Annotated in this window: 16 protein-coding genes and 2 tRNA genes; 10 read left to right on the plus strand and 8 right to left on the minus strand. The window is 44.2% G+C overall.

Features of this window, described 5'->3' with window-relative positions; translation table 11 throughout:
• Positions 1-534: 534 nt before the first annotated feature.
• Together AC3CKG_RS11360 and AC3CKG_RS11365 are read left to right on the plus strand one after the other, a co-directional pair.
• On the plus strand, positions 535-1,173 hold the full coding sequence (locus tag AC3CKG_RS11360; protein WP_017105553.1) for a YchE family NAAT transporter: 639 nt from the start codon (positions 535-537) through the stop codon (positions 1,171-1,173).
• Positions 1,174-1,320: 147 nt separating this feature from the next.
• The gene (locus AC3CKG_RS11365; RefSeq protein ID WP_065110991.1) at positions 1,321-2,163 is read left to right on the plus strand and encodes an ion transporter; all 843 of its coding nucleotides are present in this window, start codon (positions 1,321-1,323) and stop codon (positions 2,161-2,163) included.
• A 409-nt stretch (positions 2,164-2,572) separates the two neighbouring features.
• Here AC3CKG_RS11365 and asd read toward each other — a convergent pair whose 3' ends face one another.
• Complete coding sequence (gene asd / locus AC3CKG_RS11370) at positions 2,573-3,691, minus strand: aspartate-semialdehyde dehydrogenase (protein WP_017107353.1); 1,119 nt, start codon at positions 3,689-3,691, stop codon at positions 2,573-2,575.
• Positions 3,692-4,200: 509 nt separating this feature from the next.
• On the opposite strand from asd, the gene nhaC reads away from it, so the two are divergent.
• On the plus strand, positions 4,201-5,637 hold the full coding sequence (gene nhaC, locus AC3CKG_RS11375) for a Na+/H+ antiporter NhaC (RefSeq protein ID WP_017107354.1): 1,437 nt from the start codon (positions 4,201-4,203) through the stop codon (positions 5,635-5,637).
• Between the two features lie 88 nt (positions 5,638-5,725).
• On the opposite strand, the gene AC3CKG_RS11380 is transcribed toward nhaC, so the two are convergent.
• The 3 genes from AC3CKG_RS11380 to yejK form a co-directional block, all read right to left on the minus strand.
• Positions 5,726-6,904 (minus strand): chemotaxis protein, encoded by a 1,179-nt coding sequence (locus AC3CKG_RS11380; RefSeq protein WP_065103202.1) that lies wholly within the window; start codon positions 6,902-6,904, stop codon positions 5,726-5,728.
• Positions 6,905-6,979: 75 nt separating this feature from the next.
• Entirely contained in the window at positions 6,980-8,386 is a 1,407-nt protein-coding gene (locus tag AC3CKG_RS11385) for an Hpt domain-containing protein (RefSeq protein ID WP_488528368.1), read from the minus strand.
• Between the two features lie 106 nt (positions 8,387-8,492).
• Positions 8,493-9,497 carry a nucleoid-associated protein YejK gene (yejK, locus tag AC3CKG_RS11390; protein WP_017111125.1) on the minus strand — a complete coding sequence of 335 codons (1,005 nt, stop codon included), beginning with the start codon at positions 9,495-9,497 and terminating at the stop codon, positions 8,493-8,495.
• Between the two features lie 84 nt (positions 9,498-9,581).
• Between yejK and AC3CKG_RS11395 the strand changes: the two genes are divergently transcribed.
• The 4 genes from AC3CKG_RS11395 to AC3CKG_RS11410 all read left to right on the plus strand — a co-directional run bounded on the left by AC3CKG_RS11395 (position 9,582) and on the right by AC3CKG_RS11410 (position 12,267).
• The gene (locus AC3CKG_RS11395; RefSeq protein ID WP_017107358.1) at positions 9,582-9,809 is read left to right on the plus strand and encodes a YejL family protein; all 228 of its coding nucleotides are present in this window, start codon (positions 9,582-9,584) and stop codon (positions 9,807-9,809) included.
• Between the two features lie 28 nt (positions 9,810-9,837).
• Positions 9,838-11,646, plus strand: coding sequence for a DUF3413 domain-containing protein (locus tag AC3CKG_RS11400; protein ID WP_017111126.1), 1,809 nt, complete (start codon positions 9,838-9,840; stop codon positions 11,644-11,646).
• 138 nt (positions 11,647-11,784) lie between these two features.
• Positions 11,785-11,875 (plus strand) — tRNA-Ser (locus tag AC3CKG_RS11405).
• 301 nt (positions 11,876-12,176) lie between these two features.
• Positions 12,177-12,267, plus strand: a tRNA-Ser gene (locus AC3CKG_RS11410).
• Positions 12,268-12,332: 65 nt separating this feature from the next.
• Here the strand turns inward: AC3CKG_RS11410 and AC3CKG_RS11415 are convergent.
• Positions 12,333-13,253, minus strand: coding sequence for a histone deacetylase family protein (locus AC3CKG_RS11415; RefSeq protein ID WP_488528369.1), 921 nt, complete (start codon positions 13,251-13,253; stop codon positions 12,333-12,335).
• Between the two features lie 110 nt (positions 13,254-13,363).
• On the opposite strand from AC3CKG_RS11415, the gene AC3CKG_RS11420 reads away from it, so the two are divergent.
• The 3 genes from AC3CKG_RS11420 to AC3CKG_RS11430 are packed head-to-tail and all read left to right on the plus strand — an operon-like array spanning position 13,364 to position 15,210.
• Positions 13,364-13,489 (plus strand): hypothetical protein, encoded by a 126-nt coding sequence (locus AC3CKG_RS11420; RefSeq protein WP_488528370.1) that lies wholly within the window; start codon positions 13,364-13,366, stop codon positions 13,487-13,489.
• Positions 13,490-13,514: 25 nt separating this feature from the next.
• Complete coding sequence (locus AC3CKG_RS11425) at positions 13,515-14,201, plus strand: SDR family oxidoreductase (protein WP_488528371.1); 687 nt, start codon at positions 13,515-13,517, stop codon at positions 14,199-14,201.
• Between the two features lie 7 nt (positions 14,202-14,208).
• Positions 14,209-15,210, plus strand: coding sequence for a DUF3080 domain-containing protein (locus AC3CKG_RS11430; RefSeq protein ID WP_488528372.1), 1,002 nt, complete (start codon positions 14,209-14,211; stop codon positions 15,208-15,210).
• A gap of 53 nt (positions 15,211-15,263) precedes the next feature.
• Here the strand turns inward: AC3CKG_RS11430 and AC3CKG_RS11435 are convergent, their stop codons facing one another.
• The 3 genes from AC3CKG_RS11435 to AC3CKG_RS11445 form a co-directional block, all read right to left on the minus strand.
• Positions 15,264-17,237 (minus strand): DNA topoisomerase III, encoded by a 1,974-nt coding sequence (locus tag AC3CKG_RS11435; protein ID WP_488528373.1) that lies wholly within the window; start codon positions 17,235-17,237, stop codon positions 15,264-15,266.
• A 127-nt stretch (positions 17,238-17,364) separates the two neighbouring features.
• The gene (locus tag AC3CKG_RS11440) at positions 17,365-17,913 is read right to left on the minus strand and encodes an NAD(P)H nitroreductase (RefSeq protein WP_102286057.1); all 549 of its coding nucleotides are present in this window, start codon (positions 17,911-17,913) and stop codon (positions 17,365-17,367) included.
• Between the two features lie 199 nt (positions 17,914-18,112).
• On the minus strand, positions 18,113-20,122 hold the full coding sequence (locus AC3CKG_RS11445; RefSeq protein WP_488528374.1) for an FAD-dependent oxidoreductase: 2,010 nt from the start codon (positions 20,120-20,122) through the stop codon (positions 18,113-18,115).
• Between the last annotated feature and the right edge of the window lie 52 nt (positions 20,123-20,174).

Here is a 20,174-nt window from a genome sequence, read left to right on the forward strand (position 1 = left end):
ATATTATTTCACAGTGTGAAAAAAATTGACCCAGATCAGTTAGCCAAAAAGAATTAACCAGAAAGTAGTAAGGCAATCGCAAAAATCAACTTAAGAGCATGATTTATATAGATTAAAATCACACTTTTCGTTCGAACAAAAAACAAGCAAACAGACAGCTTTTTTATACATAGCGTCATAAACTGTAAAAAAGTTTCATTTTTAGTCCGTTAAATTACATGTATACAGCTATATTCGTGCTACTGAGAGTATATCCATACCGTTGCAACGGGCTAGATTTAGACATAATTTTTATTAAAAGCGTGCGTAGGTTAACAATTGGTCAAAAAATAATTACAACATGAAACACCAATAATCAGCTCGTAACATGACGGGAGTCAGCATTTGGATTCAATTAGTTTTTCTATAAAAAAGACCCTATTTCAGGTTAGTTTTTTTCATTCGTGCAATTTAGATTTGTCACTTACATTACGCGCTCTGACTATTGACAGATCAACCCCTCTTCCTTAAGTACGCTATTTGGAGATCACCCACATGCAAGGTTTAGAAATCGCAATCTTTATGCAATTCTTCCTTGGGCTTGTTGCTGCCGTAAACCCTATCGGCATCATGCCTGTCTTTGTTTCTCTTACGGCCCATATGCCGCCAGAAGAGAGGAACAGGACCGCATTACAAGCCAACATTGCTGTTGCCGTTATATTGATTGTTTCTTTAGTTGCAGGACAATTGCTGCTCGACATGTTTAGCATTTCGCTAGATTCATTTCGGGTTGCAGGTGGATTGCTATTACTGAGCATCGCGTTTTCGATGATGAGCGGTAAACTTGGTGAAGATAAGCAGAACAAGCAAGAGAAGTCTGAGTACGTTAGTAAAGAACAAATCGGTGTTGTTCCTTTGGCGATGCCATTAATGGCAGGCCCGGGTGCCATTAGTTCAACGATTGTCTACGGCTCTCGTTATCCAGCCGCAATCGATACGGTAGGCATTGGCATTAGCATCATCGCTTTCGCAACGTGCTCTTGGCTTCTGTTCCGTTCAGCGCCGGTTATCGTTCGCTTTCTAGGTCAAACTGGGATCAACGTTATCACGCGTATCATGGGCTTGATTCTTGGTGCACTAGGTATCGAATTTATAGCTAACGGGCTTCGCAACTTGTTCCCTGGCTTGGCATAAGACCCAGGGGCATTTAGCCCATTAAAAAAGTGAAACTAAAACTGATTATTGTGAGGCGAGTAAAGCAAATAGGCTTTCACTCGCCTCGTTATTATCAAGCTTGTATAATGACTGTTAATACCTTTAACAGAAGATGAACTTCTCCTTATGTCACGCAAGCCACTCAAGCATCATTTATACGTCATTATCTTTGGTACTCATACGCCGGCTGGCCGTGCATTTGATATATCACTGATCGTTGCAATCTTGGCTTCGCTGTTGGTACTTATTCTAGAGTCCATCCCAAATGTCATGACCGAATGGTCACAACAGCTGCGTTATATCGAATACACTTTTACAGCCCTCTTCACTGTTGAGTATTTGTTGAGGCTCTATTGCTCTCCAAAACCCAAATCCTACGCCACCAGCTTTTACGGTGTTGTTGATCTATTAGCGATTCTTCCAACCTACCTTGCGATCATCTTCCCTGGCGCTTCGTTTATGGGCGTGGTGAGACTGCTTCGTGTCATGCGTATCTTCCGCATCCTAAAATTGGTTCGCTACTTACAAGATTCCAATATCTTGCTGCGTTCACTATTAATGGCAAGACGAAAGATCCTCATCTTTTTCAGCACAGTAGGCATATTGGTCGTTATCTTCGGCGCTCTTATTTTTGTTATTGAAGGCCCAGAAAATGGCTTCACCAGCATTCCCCACAGCATTTATTGGGCAATAGTGACCATTACTACGGTCGGCTACGGTGACATGATCCCTCAAACCGCTCTGGGTAAAGCGATCGCTTCGCTTACCATGTTGTTGGGTTACTCCATCTTAGCGGTGCCAACAGGTATTATTACGGCAGAACTGAGCAATGAAATGAACTCTCATAAAGAGTTGGTTAAGTGCCCTAACTGCAACCGCGCTGGCCATGATTCGGATGCAATGTATTGCAAGCACTGTGCGAGTGAACTGGCCGATCCAGATAAGCGTGTCGTGTCTGAAGAGAAATAAAAGCAGATGCAGGATTCGAGTGGCGAGATGCGAAAAAGATTTAAGAGCAATTTCGTGATTTGAGTATGTGACACAAAAATACTAAAAGGGTGGCGTTTATCGTCACCTTTTTTGATGTTGGTTCACTGAGCCAAAACGAGATTCCCGACTACGCTCCTTCGTCGCGATCGGGAATGACGCAATTTAAGTTAGGAGAAAAACGTCATCCTCAAGAGTGAGGAACGAACGAGTTGGGGATCTCTTCCTTGTCCCATTCCAACGAAAAGATTTAAGTGAAGTCGCGAGTGAAATTAATCAACCTTCCGCGATCAAAAAAGCCGATGTATTAACACCGGCCTTTGTCTCTCACCAAGCTAAGCATTCACAAAGAGTGGCGCCTGCTTTAACTTCTGAATAGAAGAGCTTTCGATTACGCTTTCTCAGCAAGGATAATGCGTAAAGTACGACGTAGTGGTTCTGCAGCACCCCAAAGTAATTGGTCACCAACAGTGAACGCGTTTAGGAAGTCGTTACCCATAGACATCTTACGTAGACGACCTACTGGTACAGACATTGTCCCTGTTACTTTCGCTGGTGTCAGCTCTTGAGCAGTAATGTCACGGTCATTAGGAACCACTTTAACCCAATCATTATGAGTCGCGATGATCTCTTCGATTTCGTCCATTGGAACGTCTTGCTTAAGCTTAATAGTGAGTGCTTGAGCATGGCAACGCATTGCACCGATTCGAACACAAGTACCATCGATAGGAATTGGCTGACCATCTAGGCCAAGAATCTTGTTCGCTTCAACGCCCGCTTTCCACTCTTCTTTGCTTTGGCCGTTTTCACGCTTCACATCGATCCAAGGAATCAATGAACCAGCAAGAGGAGCACCGAATTGGTCTGTTGGGAATGAAGATGAACGGATCGTGTCAGCAACTTTCTTATCAATATCAAGAATAGAGCTTGCTGGGTTCGCTAGCTCAGAACTGACGCTGTCGTTGATAACACCCATTTGAGAAATCAGCTCACGCATGTTCTTAGCACCAGCACCAGAAGCGGCTTGGTAAGTCATGGCACTCATCCACTCAATCATGCCTTTTTCATATAGGCCACCTAATGCCATTAGCATCAAGCTCACCGTACAGTTACCACCAACGAATGTATTGGTGCCACCGTGGATACCTTGTTGGATTTGAGCCAAGTTAACCGGATCTAATGTGATGATGGAGTCAGCATCCATTCTTAGCGTAGAAGCTGCATCAATCCAGTAACCTTTCCAACCTGCTTGACGCAGTGCTGGGTAAACTTTTGAAGTGTAATCGCCACCTTGACAGGTAATAACGGCATCAAGTTGTTTTAGGCTATCAATATCAAAGGCATCTTGAAGCAGACCCGCCTCTTTACCACCTAAAACAGGGGCAGGGATACCAATTTGAGATGTGCTGTAATAAACAGGCTCAATCAGGTCGAAGTCTTTTTCTTCAACCATACGTTGCATCAGTACAGAACCAACCATACCGCGCCAACCAACTAGACCTACTCTCATCTCTCACTCTCCATGTATAAATTAAAAATTGCTCTCCCCCATCTATAAGTTTTTCAGAAACAGAACTCAAGTGCTTTTTAGCAAAAAGTGTAACTTTTTCGTTTCTTTTAAGTGAACGCGATGAATAGTGCAGTTATCTATTAATCGTATTCGTCGCTTTTGCCACTGATAAAGCACGCAATATGGTTAGCATCAAAGGTTTGGCCAATAAAAACGCTCCAATTTCCATCTTGATAGAGCTAACCCTTAACAGCAATTACCACTATTTAACAATGGTTAATCAGAATAATATTTTACACAACGAAAACAACGTGCAACAAAAATCAACATGTAACAATCATGAATTTAACAAAAATTCAGACAATGCAACCATGATGCATTGACTTAATAGTCAAATATCACAACTTAGGTGTATTTTTTCGATATAATAATCTAATTACTGTAGTGTCCACGTCGTACCCCAAACTATAACGAAGCACTATAAATGCTCGAAATAACCAGAGGCTTATATGAAGCAGAGTAAAACTCGCCTACCGAACCTATTGCAGGTAATCATCGCGTTAGGACTATTTCTATCCCTTGCTTTTTCCTTTACAGCAAAGCTTGATCTTCCAATCCAACTTGCCTTGTACATTGGCTGGTTCATTATCATGGTGCTTGGTATTCGCCTTGGCCACGAATACAAAGACTTAGAAAAAGCAGCACTCAAAGGAATATCTAATGGCTTAGGTGCAGTTTTAATACTTTTAGCGGTTGGCGCTCTTGTTGGTACGTGGATCTCGGGCGGTATTGTACCCACTATCATTTACTACGGTCTGAAAGCTATCCACCCTTCTATCTTCCTTTTAGCTACTATGATCATCTGTTCTCTAACCGCTCTGGCAACAGGCACCTCTTGGGGAGCTGCTGGTACCGCCGGTATTGCGATGATGGGTATTGGTCAAGGCCTAGGTGTTCCAGCACCAATCACTGCTGGTGCAGTACTTTCGGGCTGTTACTTCGGTGACAAGATGTCTCCACTTTCTGATTCAGTGATTTTGGCTTCTTCAATGTCTGGTGTTGAAGTGGTTGAACACATCAAGGGCATGCTTCCAGTTGCGTTAATCAGCTACGTGATTACGGGCATCATGTTTACCGCGTTTGGTTTCCACTACGCGGGCAACGTCGACATGAGCCAAGTTGACTCTGTAATCAAAGCAATGGAAGTTCAGTTCTACATTACGCCTTACTCATTCGTTCCTGTATTGATCGTGCTTGGCCTATTAGCTTTCCGCATGCCGTCATTCCCAGTGATCAGTTTTGGTTCTCTGCTAGGTATTATCTGGGCAGTGATGATCCAAGAGATCGACTTCCTGACTGCATTTAACACAGCATGGGCACCGTTCTCTATCTCATCTGGTGTGGAGTTCATTGATTCGATTCTTAACCGTGGCGGCATGTCTTCAATGCTTGGTTCGGTTGCGGTTATCGTGTTTGGTTTAGGATTCGGTGGCTTACTGGATAAAGTAGGCGTGCTAGAGACGATTGCTAAAGTGTTCGAGCGTCGTGTAAACAGCGCAGGCTCACTAGCAACCAGCACAATTGGTACAGCTTTCATGGGTAACGTGTTTGGCTCAGCAATGTATGTATCACTCATCCTTACACCAAAAATCTGTGCGAAAAACTACGACCGCTTAGGCTATAAACGTAAGAACCTTTCGCGTAACGCTGAGTTCGGTGGCACGTTAACGTCAGGTATGGTTCCTTGGAGTGACAACGGTATCTACATGGCGAGTATTCTAGGCGTTGCTACGCTGTCTTACGCACCGTTCATGTGGTTAAGCTTCATCTGTATCATCGTGACTATCGTGACGTCTTACATGGGTTGGTTCGTTGATAAATGTGAACCGACAGCGCCTGCGTTTGAAGCTGAAGAAGCGACAGAGTTAAGCAAGCAGCAAGCGTAAGTCATTAAAACGTTAATCATTTAAATACAAAAAGAGCGCCCTAGAGCGCTCTTTTTTGATCTACTTAGTTACTGAATTAGTAATTTACTTATTTGTTGGCGGTTCGTTTACCCAACCAATAACCGATGCCTAACGGTGCAAAGAACACCACTAAGATAAACAGGATGAAGTAGATAATCACACTTTTGATTAGATCCATCAGCTTATCAATCGCAAGCACAACCACTTCTTGAGAAACACGGTCTAGATCTTGAGTGAACAACTCTCTTTCTGAAGTCACAATACCTGCAATCTCGATGCGCTCTTTCTCAATCATCTGTACTAGCGCTTCTCTCTCACGCGTCACCATTTTTTCCAATGCCACACGTTCATCGCTCAGCATCGCTAATTTTTGGTCTGTCTTATCGCTGAGGTCGTTTAGCAAGGGTTGCATTTCTGTCGACATAATAGAAGCCAGCGTTTGCATGTACTCAGGATTGTTTTCGATAAAGTCCTGCATGCTTGCTGATGTTTGACGAAGGCTTTCCAGCGTCTTAGACAGGTCTTCACCCGTTAAAGAGCTGTTCAAAGCAACCAACTCAGCTTTCCACGACATTAGCTTCGGCGTCTGATCAGCCATTACGCTTAAACGGTCTGATGCATCACTCATTGCTTCTGGCATGGTTCCCAAATTTTGCACGATTTGAGATTCATCTTTCCCTAAGTAAGTTAACCAATCGCGGTAAGCTGGCGTACTTCTGAATGTGAGATCTTTAAATGGGTGGCTAGCGGCAAACTGCGCGACGAACGCTTGGCTCTTCTTAAAGTCACCAGAACTCAATACGCCTTTTGCTAATTTTTCTACTTCTTGAGTAAGCTCATGAGCGGTTTCTACTGCATGGTCAGTTACGAATAGGTCAGCACCATCGCCTTGCGTATAAAACTGATCCATTTGAGCGGTAAACACCCACGAATCAATTAACGCTGACATTGGAGAAGTTTGGTAAGCCGCTTGTTGAAGTCCCTGCTCTGCGTGGATCTTCCAAAGCAGTACATAAGATTGATGTAGGGTATCGTCAGCAGGATAAGATTGAGCGATAAAATCAGCCGAATCTTCTACGCGAGTAAAGAAAACCTTAGCGTATTCACGCGTCATAATCCGAGCATTCAGCTCTTGTTGAGTCAGTGGTGTTGTTTGGCTATCTAACTTAACTTCTAAGAGAGAACAACCACTTAGAACAATACTAAGTACCCACACCATCAAACACTTACTAGAAACACGCAACATATACACCTCTGACAAAGACTAATGGCGCGGATTGTATGAGCACTTCGTCAGAGTATTGTCAAAACTCTCGCAAAATTAGTGCGATTGATCTAAATACGCCATGGCAGATTCGACCGAAGCCTGGATCGCCTGTTCTAACTCTTCAAGATCGTATTCACTGATCGCTCGTGATTGCTTCATTGTCATCTCAATACTGGCGGCAATAATCGCCAATCTCGATGCTTTAATGCTTCCGGCAACGCCTTTTAAGCTATGTACGATTCGAGCAGCAGACGTCTCATCTTTTGTCAGCAAGGATTTGAATTTTGCATAGTCATCAGCATGGTCTTGCACAAACACGCCTAATAGCAATCCTACAGATTCAGCATCACCATCAAGAGTCTCTAGCATCTCTTCGATATCAATAGCAGGCTTTGAATCCGTCACACTTGCGATGTGTTTCTCAGCTAAATGAGCCTCTGGCTCTGGATGATTTGTTGATATCGCTTGAGGTTCATTCACTACTGGATTCTGAATCGACGGCGCTCTTTCTGGAACTGCGGCAACATCATGGTTAGCCTGTTTTGCATCAGAGAACGTGTCCTTTGAATCCGTCGTTTCTACTTGGTTCGCCGTGGCGTTCGAACCGTTTGCTCGTTTTCCTAAGTTGCTCTCTAGTTCATGATCCGGATCACCTTCAGCTTGTGATGCATTCTTTCTAAAACTCACTCCCCATAAAATCAGCGCGATCATAGTAACCAAACTCAAACCCAAGGTTGCGAGTAGTAAATTGAACTGACTTTTATGGAATTGAGCTTCAAGCTTGATGATTTGCTCATTGACTGAATTTTTCTTAATCTTATCAACTAAATAATTAAGCTGAGCATAATCACCTAACAGCGTAGAAGCATCAGCAAGTAACTGTTGAATGGCTTCCTGCTCTTTGGTTTTTAACGAATAAGATCGTTTGAGAATAGAGTCAAAAGAACGATACGTCGCCGAGGAACTTTGATTGTCAGAATACATGGCTTCAAACACCACGACGCCAAATTCGTTTAACAGAGGCTTTAACTTAGAAGAGGTCTTCTTGTCAGCGCGCAATGCCTTGATGTTATCGACTATCGCCTGCACTTGGCTTTCTATCGGGATGAATTCATCGAACTTTTCTAAAAATTGGTCTGCGACATACAGCAGTTGATTGACATCAGGGCGGAAAAACGCATGCTCAAAGTCCGATTCAATCTGCAATCGAATCGAATACACCAACTGCGCATCAAGGGCTAGGTCATTAATACGAGAGACTCGGAGCGGTTCAGAGAAGTAAAGCGACTGCCTTAACTCGTTAACACGAATACCAAGCTCTTCAATTTGAGCTAGGGAATTATTGTAAGAACGGCTGAGCTGAAGGATGGCCAACGAAGGAAGTAACCATAGAGCCAGAAGTACAACCAAGAAAGTTGCAGGCTTTTTAAAGCGATGGGGCGTTGCCACTGATTGTTCCATCAATATTCCTTGTGCATGTCAGCCTCACACCGTTTCAGTTTTCGAGAGTGTAAAGCAGAAAATAAGCGACAACATCCCGCTGCCGCTATTATCCGTTAACTTCGGACTATGACTTATTGCGAGTCAATTGGTCACGCAAATTCGGCGGCGTTCCTTTAATCGTTAGTGTATCTGTCTCCGGATCGTAAAAAATACGCTCACCAAGAAGCAGACTATCAAAACTAACATTCAAACCACCACCCGCACCAACAAATTTTGTTAGTTTACGCATAGTTGCGCGATCTGCTGGAAAGCTATCTTCTAACTCATAACCTTGTTCACTAGTATAGTCAAAGAAGCTAGTACCATCTGTGCTTGCTGGTAATTCACCAGAAAGTTCACGAACTTGCACTTCATCGCCCGCTTTTAGCTGTTCGTTACAGTAATCTGCAACCTGCTTTTTATAGCTGATCGCTTCTTCTTTCTCTAACTTAGAATCAGAAACGAAATCTTCAACCGCTTGCATCAGCACTTGGTTTTGTTGCTTAGCATCCAAGCCAACTTCTGCTTGAAGGAAGTCTAAGAAGAAATCAGCAACTTTACGGCCAACACGTCCCTTAATATATGTAAGGTAACGGTTTGACTCTTTGTCTGTGTCGTATGTTGAAAGATCAAGGCGCGCCACAATATCCATCTTAGAGATATCAAGGTAATCAGTCGCACTGATGTCTAGCCCTTCTGTCACTTTCAAACTTTGGTTCGAAGGCAGTAAACCGATGAAAAGGTAATCTGTCGCCAATGATTGATATTCAGCAAGTACCAAAGTGCCTTCATCAGCAAAAGGATACTTTGAAAGCTCATCTTTTAGACGTAGCGCACTTTTTTGAGAGAAATCATAAAAACTTTGCTCTCCCGCTCGAAATTCATGCAACGACTGCTGGAATTCGCTGTCGGATTTGAAAGAACCAAACCCTTTACCTGCTTTTGAGTTGAACACTCTGTGAAGCTCAGCCACGAGGCTTTCAGACGAAGCATCGTTTTCTAGAGATTCAGCACGGTAGTTAACAATCAGTTCTTCCTGATCGTTCTTGCTTAACTGGTGTAAAATTACGTTGGAAAGGTGAAGGCTCATAGTGAAAATATTACCGTTCAGGTTTCAGTTGTCGTGCATAGTAGGTTATCATAAGCCGCTTTTACTATCATTATTAGAGTCCTTATGCCGATTATATCTAAATACACAGATGAACAAGTTGAAAAAATCCTAGCTGAAGTAGGTGCTGTACTAACAAAGCACAAAGCTTCACCAGAACTTTCACTGATGATCGCTGGAAATATCGCAACCAATGTCTTAAATCAGAACGTTGCTGCTTCACAACGCAAAGGAATTGCTGAAAAATTTGCCGAGGCGTTGGTTTCTTCTCTTGAAGACAAACAGTCTCACTAAATTTGATTGACGGAAAAAAGAATTATAAATGGTAGACAGCGCAAACTCTTATAGCGATCGTGTATCTCGACTGGTTGGTTGGGGTCACTGGTTTGCATTTTTCAACATCATTGCGGCGATGTTGATAGGTACTCGTTATATTACTCAATCTGCTTGGCCAGAAACCTTGCTGGGTCAATTCTATTTGGCTGCATCTTGGGTTGGTCATTTTGGCTTTTTAGTGTTCGCGCTCTATCTATTAGTGCTGTTCCCGCTCACTTTTATTCTTCCGTCGAGGAAGTTATTACGTTTGGTTGCCGTTATCTTCGCGACCATAGGTTTAACTGTCCTACTGATTGATACCCAAACGTATCAAAATATAAACCTCCACCTGACACCTGTCGTGTGGGAGGTTTTATTCAGTGGAGAGGAATCTGCATTTACTTCTGATTTGCAGCACCTCTTCATTGTTATGCCGTTTATCTTCTTATTACAGCTAGGCCTATCTGAATGGGTTTGGCGTAAACAGCGTAAACTGTCTCATAAACACATTGGCCGTCCGATTACTGCCGTCTTCTTCTTGTGTTTCATCAGCAGCCACTTGACCTATATGTGGGCTGATGCGTATTTCTATAACCCAATTACTAGCCAAAAAGCGAACTTCCCACTGTCGTACCCAATGACAGCGAAAAGCTTTATGGAAAAACATGGCCTATTAGACCGTGAAGAGTACCTTGAGCGTTTAGAAGCGAATAAAGAGAACGTAAACCTAGTTAGCTACCCGCTAGAAAAAATTCAATACAACCGCCGCAGTGATGATCTTAATATCCTGATGGTGAGTGTGAACAATCTTCGCTCTGATGCGCTTAATGCCACAGCGATGCCAAACAGCTATGCCTACGCACAGCAATCGATCAACTTCACCAACCACTACAGTTCAAGTAACGACATGTTTGGTATTTTTGGTTTGTTCTATGGCCTTCCGAGCAGCTACGCAAGCAGCATCGAAGCTCAAGGTTCAAGTGCAGTACTGTTGGACGTTTTAGATAATCACAATTATAAGTTTGCGGCTTTCAGTGGCGATAACTTTGACGATGCTCTTTACTCGGAAATCATCTTCCGAGGCCGTGATGTTATGCCAGAGCAAGCAACTTATGATGACAAAAGCGCGATACAAGCTTGGTCTAACTGGATTCAATCACCGCAAGCTAAACGCCCTTGGTTTAACTTCATAGAACTGACCACGCTGGATAACTTCGCTGGCTACGATTCTAGTTCAGAGTCTGACTCTACATTAAGCACAGCAGAACGCTTTGCTGCAGACTATCAAAAGTCAGCTCAAGCGGCTGATGCTCAGCTCGCGACAATTTATGCAGAACTAGAACGTCTCGATCTAAAAGACAATACGGTGGTTATCATCACGTCGAACCACGGTACTGAATTTAATGAAACCAAGACCAATAGCTGGGGTGCAAATTCCAACTACAGTCGCTACCAGTTGCAGGTTCCGCTTTTTATTAGCTGGCCTGGTAAGTCTGCTTCTGAATACACACATCGTTCGAGTCATTTGGATGTGTCCGTAACACTGATGCAAGAGTTATTAGGTGTATCTTCGAACCCGACTGATTTCAGTAGCGGTCGTAGTCTGTTTAACGAGCGTAAGAGAAAATGGATCCTGGCGGGCGACTCTCGTGAATTAGCTCTTGTTACTGATCAACAAACAACGGTGCTAGATAAATTTGGTAACTACAAATTGTACGACCAGAATTATCAACGCCTGAAAAATGTAAGTCCTCGCTTACCTGTGTTGATGCAAGGTCTAACTGAACTACAGCGTTTCTACACAAAAAATGACTAATTAGTCTCCAAACAAAAAAGGGAAGCATGCAGCTTCCCTTTTTTATTGCCGCGAATGACCAGAAAACAAGCAACCAAACAAGATTATGATAATTAAGGGTTTACAAGGCACTCTCCCCCTTATATTATTCACGCCACTGGAGGGATGGCTGAGTGGTCGAAAGCACCGGTCTTGAAAACCGGCAACCGTTAATAGCGGTTCTAGGGTTCAAATCCCTATCCCTCCACCACATTCGAAAAGCCGCTGAGAAATCAGCGGCTTTTTTCGTTTCTGGTATCTCGTCTATTTTTTAAATACTGCTATTTCCGAGATATTCTATTACTGCGTTACATGAGTCTTTCGTTCCCCCTTCTTGGTCATCGTTCTCAGTGATTTCTCTTCTGTCTAGAGCCAATGCCAATCAACACACTTATTGTTACGTGAAATTTTCATCAATATAGATAAAAAACGACCAAACCGTTCATAAACAAAGCAAACAGTGTTTGTGGGGGTTTACAAGCGAATCACACCACTATATTATTCGCGGCACTGGAGGGATGGCTGAGTGGTCGAAAGCACCGGTCTTGAAAACCGGCAACCGTTAATAGCGGTTCTAGGGTTCAAATCCCTATCCCTCCACCACATTAAAGAAAGCCGCTGAGAAATCAGCGGCTTTTTTGTATCTGATGATCACGGAGCTCAACGGTTCAGCTATTCACAACCAATGCAGCGTTTAGTAACTGCATGTGAATCGGCACCAGATCTTTGTGTTCCGACCGATAACCGCCACCTACAACACACGCCATTGGAATCGCTTCACTCTTTGCTAAGTTGAGCATCAAACAATCGCGTTCAAATATCCCTTTTGTCGAAACATTCAAATACCCCAATTCGTCATCTTGATGAATATCGACACCCGCATCATAGATAATCAAATCCGGTTGATGATGAGCAATAGCCATGTTGGTGACTTGTTCAAAGCAACGCAGAAACTCTTCATCTTCTGTTTCACGGCTTAACGGCACATCCAAGTCAGACACAGGTTTACGCGCAGGGAAGTTCTTATCGCAGTGGAATGACAGAGTAATAATCTCATCGCTCTCTTGGCAAAGTGTCGCTGTACCATCGCCATGGTGAACATCACTGTCGACGATCAGCACTTTATCTATATGCTCAAAGGTTAATGCGTGTTTTGCTGCTAGAACCAGATCATTCAACAAACAGAAGCCACTGCCAAAATCTCGGTGCGCATGATGGTAGCCACCGCTGAGATGAATCGCTAAACCACTTTCGATGGCCATTTCTGCCGCCAAGCAGGTGCCACCACTTGAATAGAGTGTCCTTTCTATAAGCTGTTCGCTCCACGGAAACCCGATACGTCTCATTTTTGCTGCAGGCAAATTTCCAGAAACCAGCAAATCGACATATTCACCATCGTGTACCTGCTTTACTTGTTCTACCGAAACAGGCATTGGCTGGAACATTTCGAATGCATTACCCCATTTTGGATCGCTGTCCATGTGGTGCTTCACTGCACTGTGCAACAGTTGATATTTATGGATTGGATAACGATGCCCTTCTGGTAAAGGCAACTGAGAATAAATTGGATGGTAAATTAAAGGAGTCATAGTCAGGCGTATTACGTATCAGTCTCAAAATCATAACAGTCTCAGACTTGGCGACAACCTTAATTAATGATAATAATTATCATTACCTTTAATTGATTCCAGAGACAACAATGAAAGACGTAATACTCATCTGTGGTGTGATCTGCGGCTCTGTCGCAGCAGTAATGATTTTCGTGAGCATGCTGATGGTCAGTTGGTGGAGCGTTGATTTTCTCGCGTTAACCCATCACACTTAACTGATTGAACTAACAAGGAATCATTATGAGCGTTATTTTTATCACTGGTGCGAACCGAGGTATTGGCTTAAGCCTCGCCCGACACTACGTCAATGATTGCCACACCGTGTATGCCACTTATCGCGATGCTTCCACAGCACAAGAGTTACTTGCTCTCGCAAACGAAAACAACAACCTTTCGTGCATACAGCTCGACATCACGGACTATCCATCGGTCAATGAACTTCCTTCAAAACTTGAATCCATCGATATTCTCATCAACAACGCTGGCTACTATGGCCCTAAAGGTTATGGGTTAGGCAATACCGATGTAGAAGAGTGGCGTCGTGTTTTTGAAATCAATACCATCGCACCTCTTAAACTCGTTGAATCCTTACTGCCTCTGCTAACAAAGAGCTCAATAAAAAAGATCGCTTGCCTTTCATCAAGAGTGGGCAGCATGTCTGAAAACACATCAGGCGGAGGCTACATCTATCGTTCATCGAAAGCGGCTTTAAACTCGGTTGTGAAAAGTTTAAGCAACGACTTGACCGATAATGACTTTACAGTGTTAGCGTTACATCCTGGTTGGGTACAGACGGAAATGGGCGGCCCTAATGCTCTTATTGATACAGAGACTTCAGCTAAAGGCCTTGTGACTGTAATAGAGTCATCGAATACTGAAGTGAGTGGTCACTTCTTTAATTTCGATGGTAGCGAAATAGACTGGTAGCCGTCACATGGGTCGTCGCGTTATCTCAAGCTTACTCGTATGTTCACCGCTGTTGTGTCTAACAATGGTGCTCACTGGATGTTTCGATGACAGCCCACAGAACTATTTCGACGACTATCAGACCAAAATCGCCAACGTGCAAGATGCTGACGAGATACAAGAAGGCTGGGAGCTCGAAAGCTTACCGAGAAAGCGAGAACTGTTTATTGAAGTTCCTTCGCTCTCTATCGGGCTCATAGACAGTTATCAACTTCGGCAATGTGGATTATTCAACCTGATTGCAGAAAGAAACTCTGTACTTGGGAAAGTCGCCGACGAGTTCAGAAATTACGATTATCAAGTCGCTTTACTGGAAGGTGTTGGTCATTGTTTATCTAATAACGAATTAGAACCAGAGATCGTAGAATTACTCAGAGAAATCGAGCAACAGAAACTCGCACAATTTCCACTGCACCAATGGAATCTCATCTATGCCAGTGAAGCGATGCAGTCGCATATGCGTGGAAGTCAGTGGTTGCGTGCTGATATCGGCGAACAAGTCCGACAGACAAGTGACGCCCTAAAGCATATCAATCAAGCGTTAAACATACCGCTCGTTTCGGGCAAGACTACTGAGGTTCAAGAAGGATTAGAGAAGAGTTCGACGCTTGGGGATTTGTACTACTCACTATCTCGTGCTTCGGCCGAGCTTGATACCATCACCCAGCAGCTGACTACTTTTGACGCCAATATCATCTGCGGGAAACAACGAGACACGACTAAGTTTCGCTATCTCAACAATGTGTTCGAACAACAGTATATTGACAAGGTTCAGCCTTACATGGCGCAATTGGATGGCTACTATCAGCAGCTAGCCCCGCAACTTGCTATGTTTGACGCACAGCCTGAGCTACACAGTTATTACTTTCCCATCAAAGATGCGCATCAAGCCTTTCGATCATCCACTCGCCGCCATGTCGACTATTGGCAAAAGTTATTTAAGCGTTGTGGGCGCAAAGTCGGTCGTTAATTCTAGTATCGCTAATAAACAGCAGTTTGCTCTCAGTGCCTAACTTTTAGTTCCTAGCTTTTAGTGCCTTTCTTAGCATACGTCCCTTTCTTGGCATAAGACTTCGCACCACCACCTTTGCGGCGTTTAAAGGCAGGTCTTTCGACTTTAGGAAGATGGCGCAGGGATTCAGGAACTTCACCCGTTTTTACCTTGCCCATCAAACCATCAATCTTGCTTTCTAACTCTTGCATGAAGGGTTGATACGCTTGATTTCGTTCAGCCATGCCTTGCAACTGATGCTCCCAGTGAGCGGTCATGTCGGGAAAGGTCGAGTCCTCAGGCAAGGCATTAATCAAACCTCTCCCCGCAGGGCTGCTATGAATGCTTTTACCTTGTCGAGTTAGTAGCTGTCTTTTGAACAAAGTATCAAGAATGCCCGCACGAGTTGCCTCTGTTCCAAGGCCATCGGTCTCTTTCAAAATAGCTTTAAGGTCTTTGTTTGCCACAAAGCGCGCGATACCTGTCATCGCTTGTAACAACGTCGCTTCGGTAAAGTGTTTTGGTGGCTCGGTTTTCTTATCGCCAATCACGCCTTCACGACAAGTCAGCACCGTTCCTTTATCCAATGGAGGAACCGTATCTGTGCCGTCGCCTTTCTCTTCGGTGTCCGTTTTCCCCATCAACACTTTCCAACCTGGGTTAATAAGTTGTCGCCCTTTTGCGACGAACACGCCACCAGCAATATCAAAGACGAGCTTTGCATCGGCGAAAATGGCAGGTGGGTAGAATTGCATCAGATATTGGCGGGCGATTTGCTGATAGATTTTCATCTCATTGGCAGATAGGCCATTCACCGATGATTTTTTCGGTGTTGGGATTATCGCGTGGTGAGCGTCGACCTTACTGTCATTCCATGCTTTGGATTTAAGGGAAAGATCCGCACCTTGAGCACCACTTTGCAGCTCTTTCGCATTGTTAGCGATAGCATCGACGACTGACTCTCGTTGCGAGTAGTGATCTTTAGGCAAGTATCGGCTGTCAGAACGTGGGTAAGTGATGAGTTTGTGTTTCTCATACAATGACTGACAAGTGTCGAGTACCTGCTGAGCACTCATTCCAAAACGCTTAGACGCGTCAATTTGTAAAGCTGACAGTGAGTAAGGAAGTGGCGCAGCTTGTTTGCTTTGCTTCTGCTCTGATTCTGTTACCGTCGCGGGTTGGTTCGCAATTCGCTGAGCCACGTTCTCAACCAGCTTTCGATTGAGCACGCGGCCTTCTTCATCTTGCCATGGCTTACATGCTTCGCTTGGCTTCCAACGCGCTCGAATATCAAAGCTCTGGCCGTTGTTTTGGTAAGGGATCAGCGCATGCAGAGTAAAATAATCTTTAGGAATGAAGTTTTCGATCTCTTCATCACGCCTTACCACCAAACCAAGTACAGGCGTTTGTACTCGCCCTACCGACAATACCCCTTGGTAGCCCGCCTTTTGACCAAGCAAGGTATATGCGCGAGTCATGTTCATGCCATATAGCCAATCGGCTCTAGAGCGCGCCAATGCAGAAATAGAAAGTGGAATAAAATCGCGGTTACTGCGCATTTGAGAGAGCGCACGCTTTACTGCTGGCAAGTTCAAGTCACTAATCAGTAACCTGTCCATCGACTCTTTCTTAGCCTTAGACACCTTGCAATAATCAATCACTTCATCAACCAGCAACTGCCCTTCTCTATCCGGGTCGCCCGCATGGACAATTTGTGTGGCGTCCTTCAATAGCTTTCGGATCACCGTAAGCTGTTTGCTTGAAGTCTTGCGTGGTCTCAGCTGCCATTGCTCTGGCACAATAGGAAGATCGGCTAAGTTCCACTTCTTATAACGGTCGTCATAAGCGTCTGGCTCAACCTGCTCCAATAAGTGTCCAATACACCAAGTCACCACATCCCCATTACCACATTTGATAAACCCTTGGTCTTTCTTTTGTGGATTAGGTAGTGCGGCGGCGATCGCGCGGCCTAGGCTTGGTTTTTCAGCAATAATAAGGCGAGACATGTTTTTCCAGATGCTACAAACAATTAGGGCCACATTATCTAATGTGGCCCCTAGAAATCAAGGAAAACTGGTTGTTTATACAGTTAGCATTCAACAATTCGTTGTGTCGTTGTTTTACTGACGAGATCTATAAGAACTCAACGAACTTTGAGAAATCACGCTCTGGTACTTTCATTGGCGTGCAGCCCGGAGTACCTAGGTATAGGAAACCAACAATTTCGTCATCGCCTTCGAGGCCGAAAGCTTGGTGAACTTCTGGGTGGAACATCCATTTACCTGAACGCCAAAAACCTTGGAAGCCTTGTGCGACTGCGGCCATTTGCATGGCTTGAGCTGCACAACCTGCAGATAGGTGTTGTTCGAACGCAGGCACTTTCTCGTGCTCAGTTACCTTTGCGATGATAGTAATCACCATAGGAGCTCGGAACGGCGCTTTTTTTACTTTCTCGATAACCGCTTCTTCGCTTTCGTCCGCTTCAGCAGCACGCACCAAGATATCAGAGAGCTTCTGTAATCCTGAACCTTGTGCGATAACAAAGCGCCATGGTGTCAGTGCGCCGTGATCTGGAGCTCGTAAACCTGCTTTGATGATATTTTCTAACGCGACACCTTCAGGTGCTGGATCAGAGAGTTTTGCGATAGAGCGTCTGTTGAGCAATAGATCCAAAGCATCCATTTGAAGTCCTTACTAATTTTTATTGTTTGTATAGTTGAACTGTAGCACAGAATACAAACGATAATAAATCTCAACGGCTGTCCAATTGACACAATAGTTCAAACAATATTGGAAATAAGAAAGGCTCCTAAATCTATGACTTAGGAGCCTTATTTACAGGTTTAGTTCAAGTTTATGAACGAGTGTATTCTGTTTGTTGCTAGAGTTTAATCGCTAACTCAACACCTTGGCGAATAGCACGTACCGCATCAAGTTCACCCGCGTAATCAGCACCACCGATCACGTGCAGTTTGCCACCAAACTCTTGCCACATATCTTCAAACGGACGAACAGAAACTTGACCCGCACACACGATGACGGAATCGGCATCGAGTACCTGCTCTTTCTTATCAATCGTAATGTGCAAACCTTGGTCATCAATCTTGTTGTAGCTGACACCACCTAACAGGTTAACGCCACGTTTTTCTAGAGTACGTTTATGAATCCAGCCAGTAGTTTTACCTGGGCCTTTACCCACTCGACCGGCTTTACGCTGCATCACCCAAACCGTTTTGTCACTGAACGAATCAGGATAAGGATAAAGTCCACCTGGGTGTTCCATGTTCTTATCAATGCCCCACTCATGCAGCCAGTCGTCCAAGCTATGAGAAGTCGGCTCTGTCAGCATGGTTGCCACATCAATACCGATACCACCAGCACCAACAATCGCAACCTTTTCGCCTACCGGTGTCTTTTCACGAATTAAGGTTTGGTAATCGACTACCTTTTCTTGATCAATCCCTTCGAGGTTAAGCTTTCTAGGTTCAACACCCGCCGCCATAACAACTTCATCGTACTTAAGCAGCATCTCAAACGTCGCTTCAGTATCGAGTTTAAGATTTACACCTGCTGCGTCAATTTGGTTCGCAAAGTAACGAATGGTTTCTCTAAATTCTTCTTTCCCCGGAATCTGCATCGCCAGTCTAAATTGGCCACCGATTCGGTCATTTTTCTCAATCAAGTCAACGGTGTGTCCACGCTGCGCTAACGTTGTCGCACAAGCTAGACCTGCGGGGCCAGCACCGACTACGGCAATAGTTTTAGTGGCTTGAGCAGGTTGAACAACAATTTCTGTTTCGTAACACGCTCGTGGGTTAACTAAGCAGCTCGCTCTTTTACCTTTGAATACGTTATCAAGACAAGCTTGGTTACAACCGATACAAGTATTAATAAATTGAGCTTGGTCTTGAGCGGCCTTATTAACGAAATCAGGGTCAGCCAAGAAAGGACGAGCCATAGACACCATATCCGCCTGACCAGAGCTGAGAATGCGTTCTGCTTCTTCTGGCGTATTGATGCGGTTACATGTCACAACAGGGATAGACACGTAAGGCTTAACCTTTTCCGTCACCCAAGAGAAAGCACCACGTGGTACCTGAGTCGCAATCGTAGGAACACGAGCTTCGTGCCAACCGATACCCGTATTGATAATGGTCACGCCCGCTTCTTCAAGCTTTTGAGCGAGTAATACAACATCTTCAAACGTGCTGCCTTGTTCAACTAAATCAAGCATCGACAGTCTGAAAATAATAATAAACTCGTCGCCAACGGCTTCACGAATCGACTTAACAATTTCTAATGGGAAGCGCATGCGTTTTTCATAAGAGCCGCCCCATTCGTCGTAACGCATGTTGGTACGCTTACAGATGAATTGGTTAATTAAGTAACCTTCAGATCCCATGATCTCGACACCGTCATAACCGGCAACTTGAGCAAGCTCCGCACTATTTGCAAAGGCATCAATGGTTTTCTTAATCTGACGCGGGCTCATTTCGCTCGGTGCAAATTTAGCGATAGGCGCTTTAATGCCCGAAGCACTTTGAGCAAAAGGGTGCATCGCGTAGCGGCCAGCATGCAACAATTGAAGGGCTATTTTACCGCCATGTTTGTGCACGGCCTCTGTGACAACTTGGTGAGCTTTCGCGTGTTTAACCTTGCTGAATTCAGCACTGAACGGAGTTAATCTGCCACGTAGATTTGGAGAAAAACCACCGGTTACAATAAGGCCAACGCCTCCTCTAGCTCGCTCTTCGTAAAATGCGGCGAGTTTGTGTAGGCCTTCTTTATTTTCTTCTAAACCCGTGTGCATTGATCCCATCAATACACGGTTACGTAACTGAGTAAATCCAAGATCGAGTGGTTCGAGTAAATGTGGGTACATGGCAGACATCACTTCTATTATTTTATCCTTGTGGTCAGACCACAGTATAGCTCAATCACCA

The organism is Vibrio sp. QJM3NY_15, assembly GCF_057785995.1.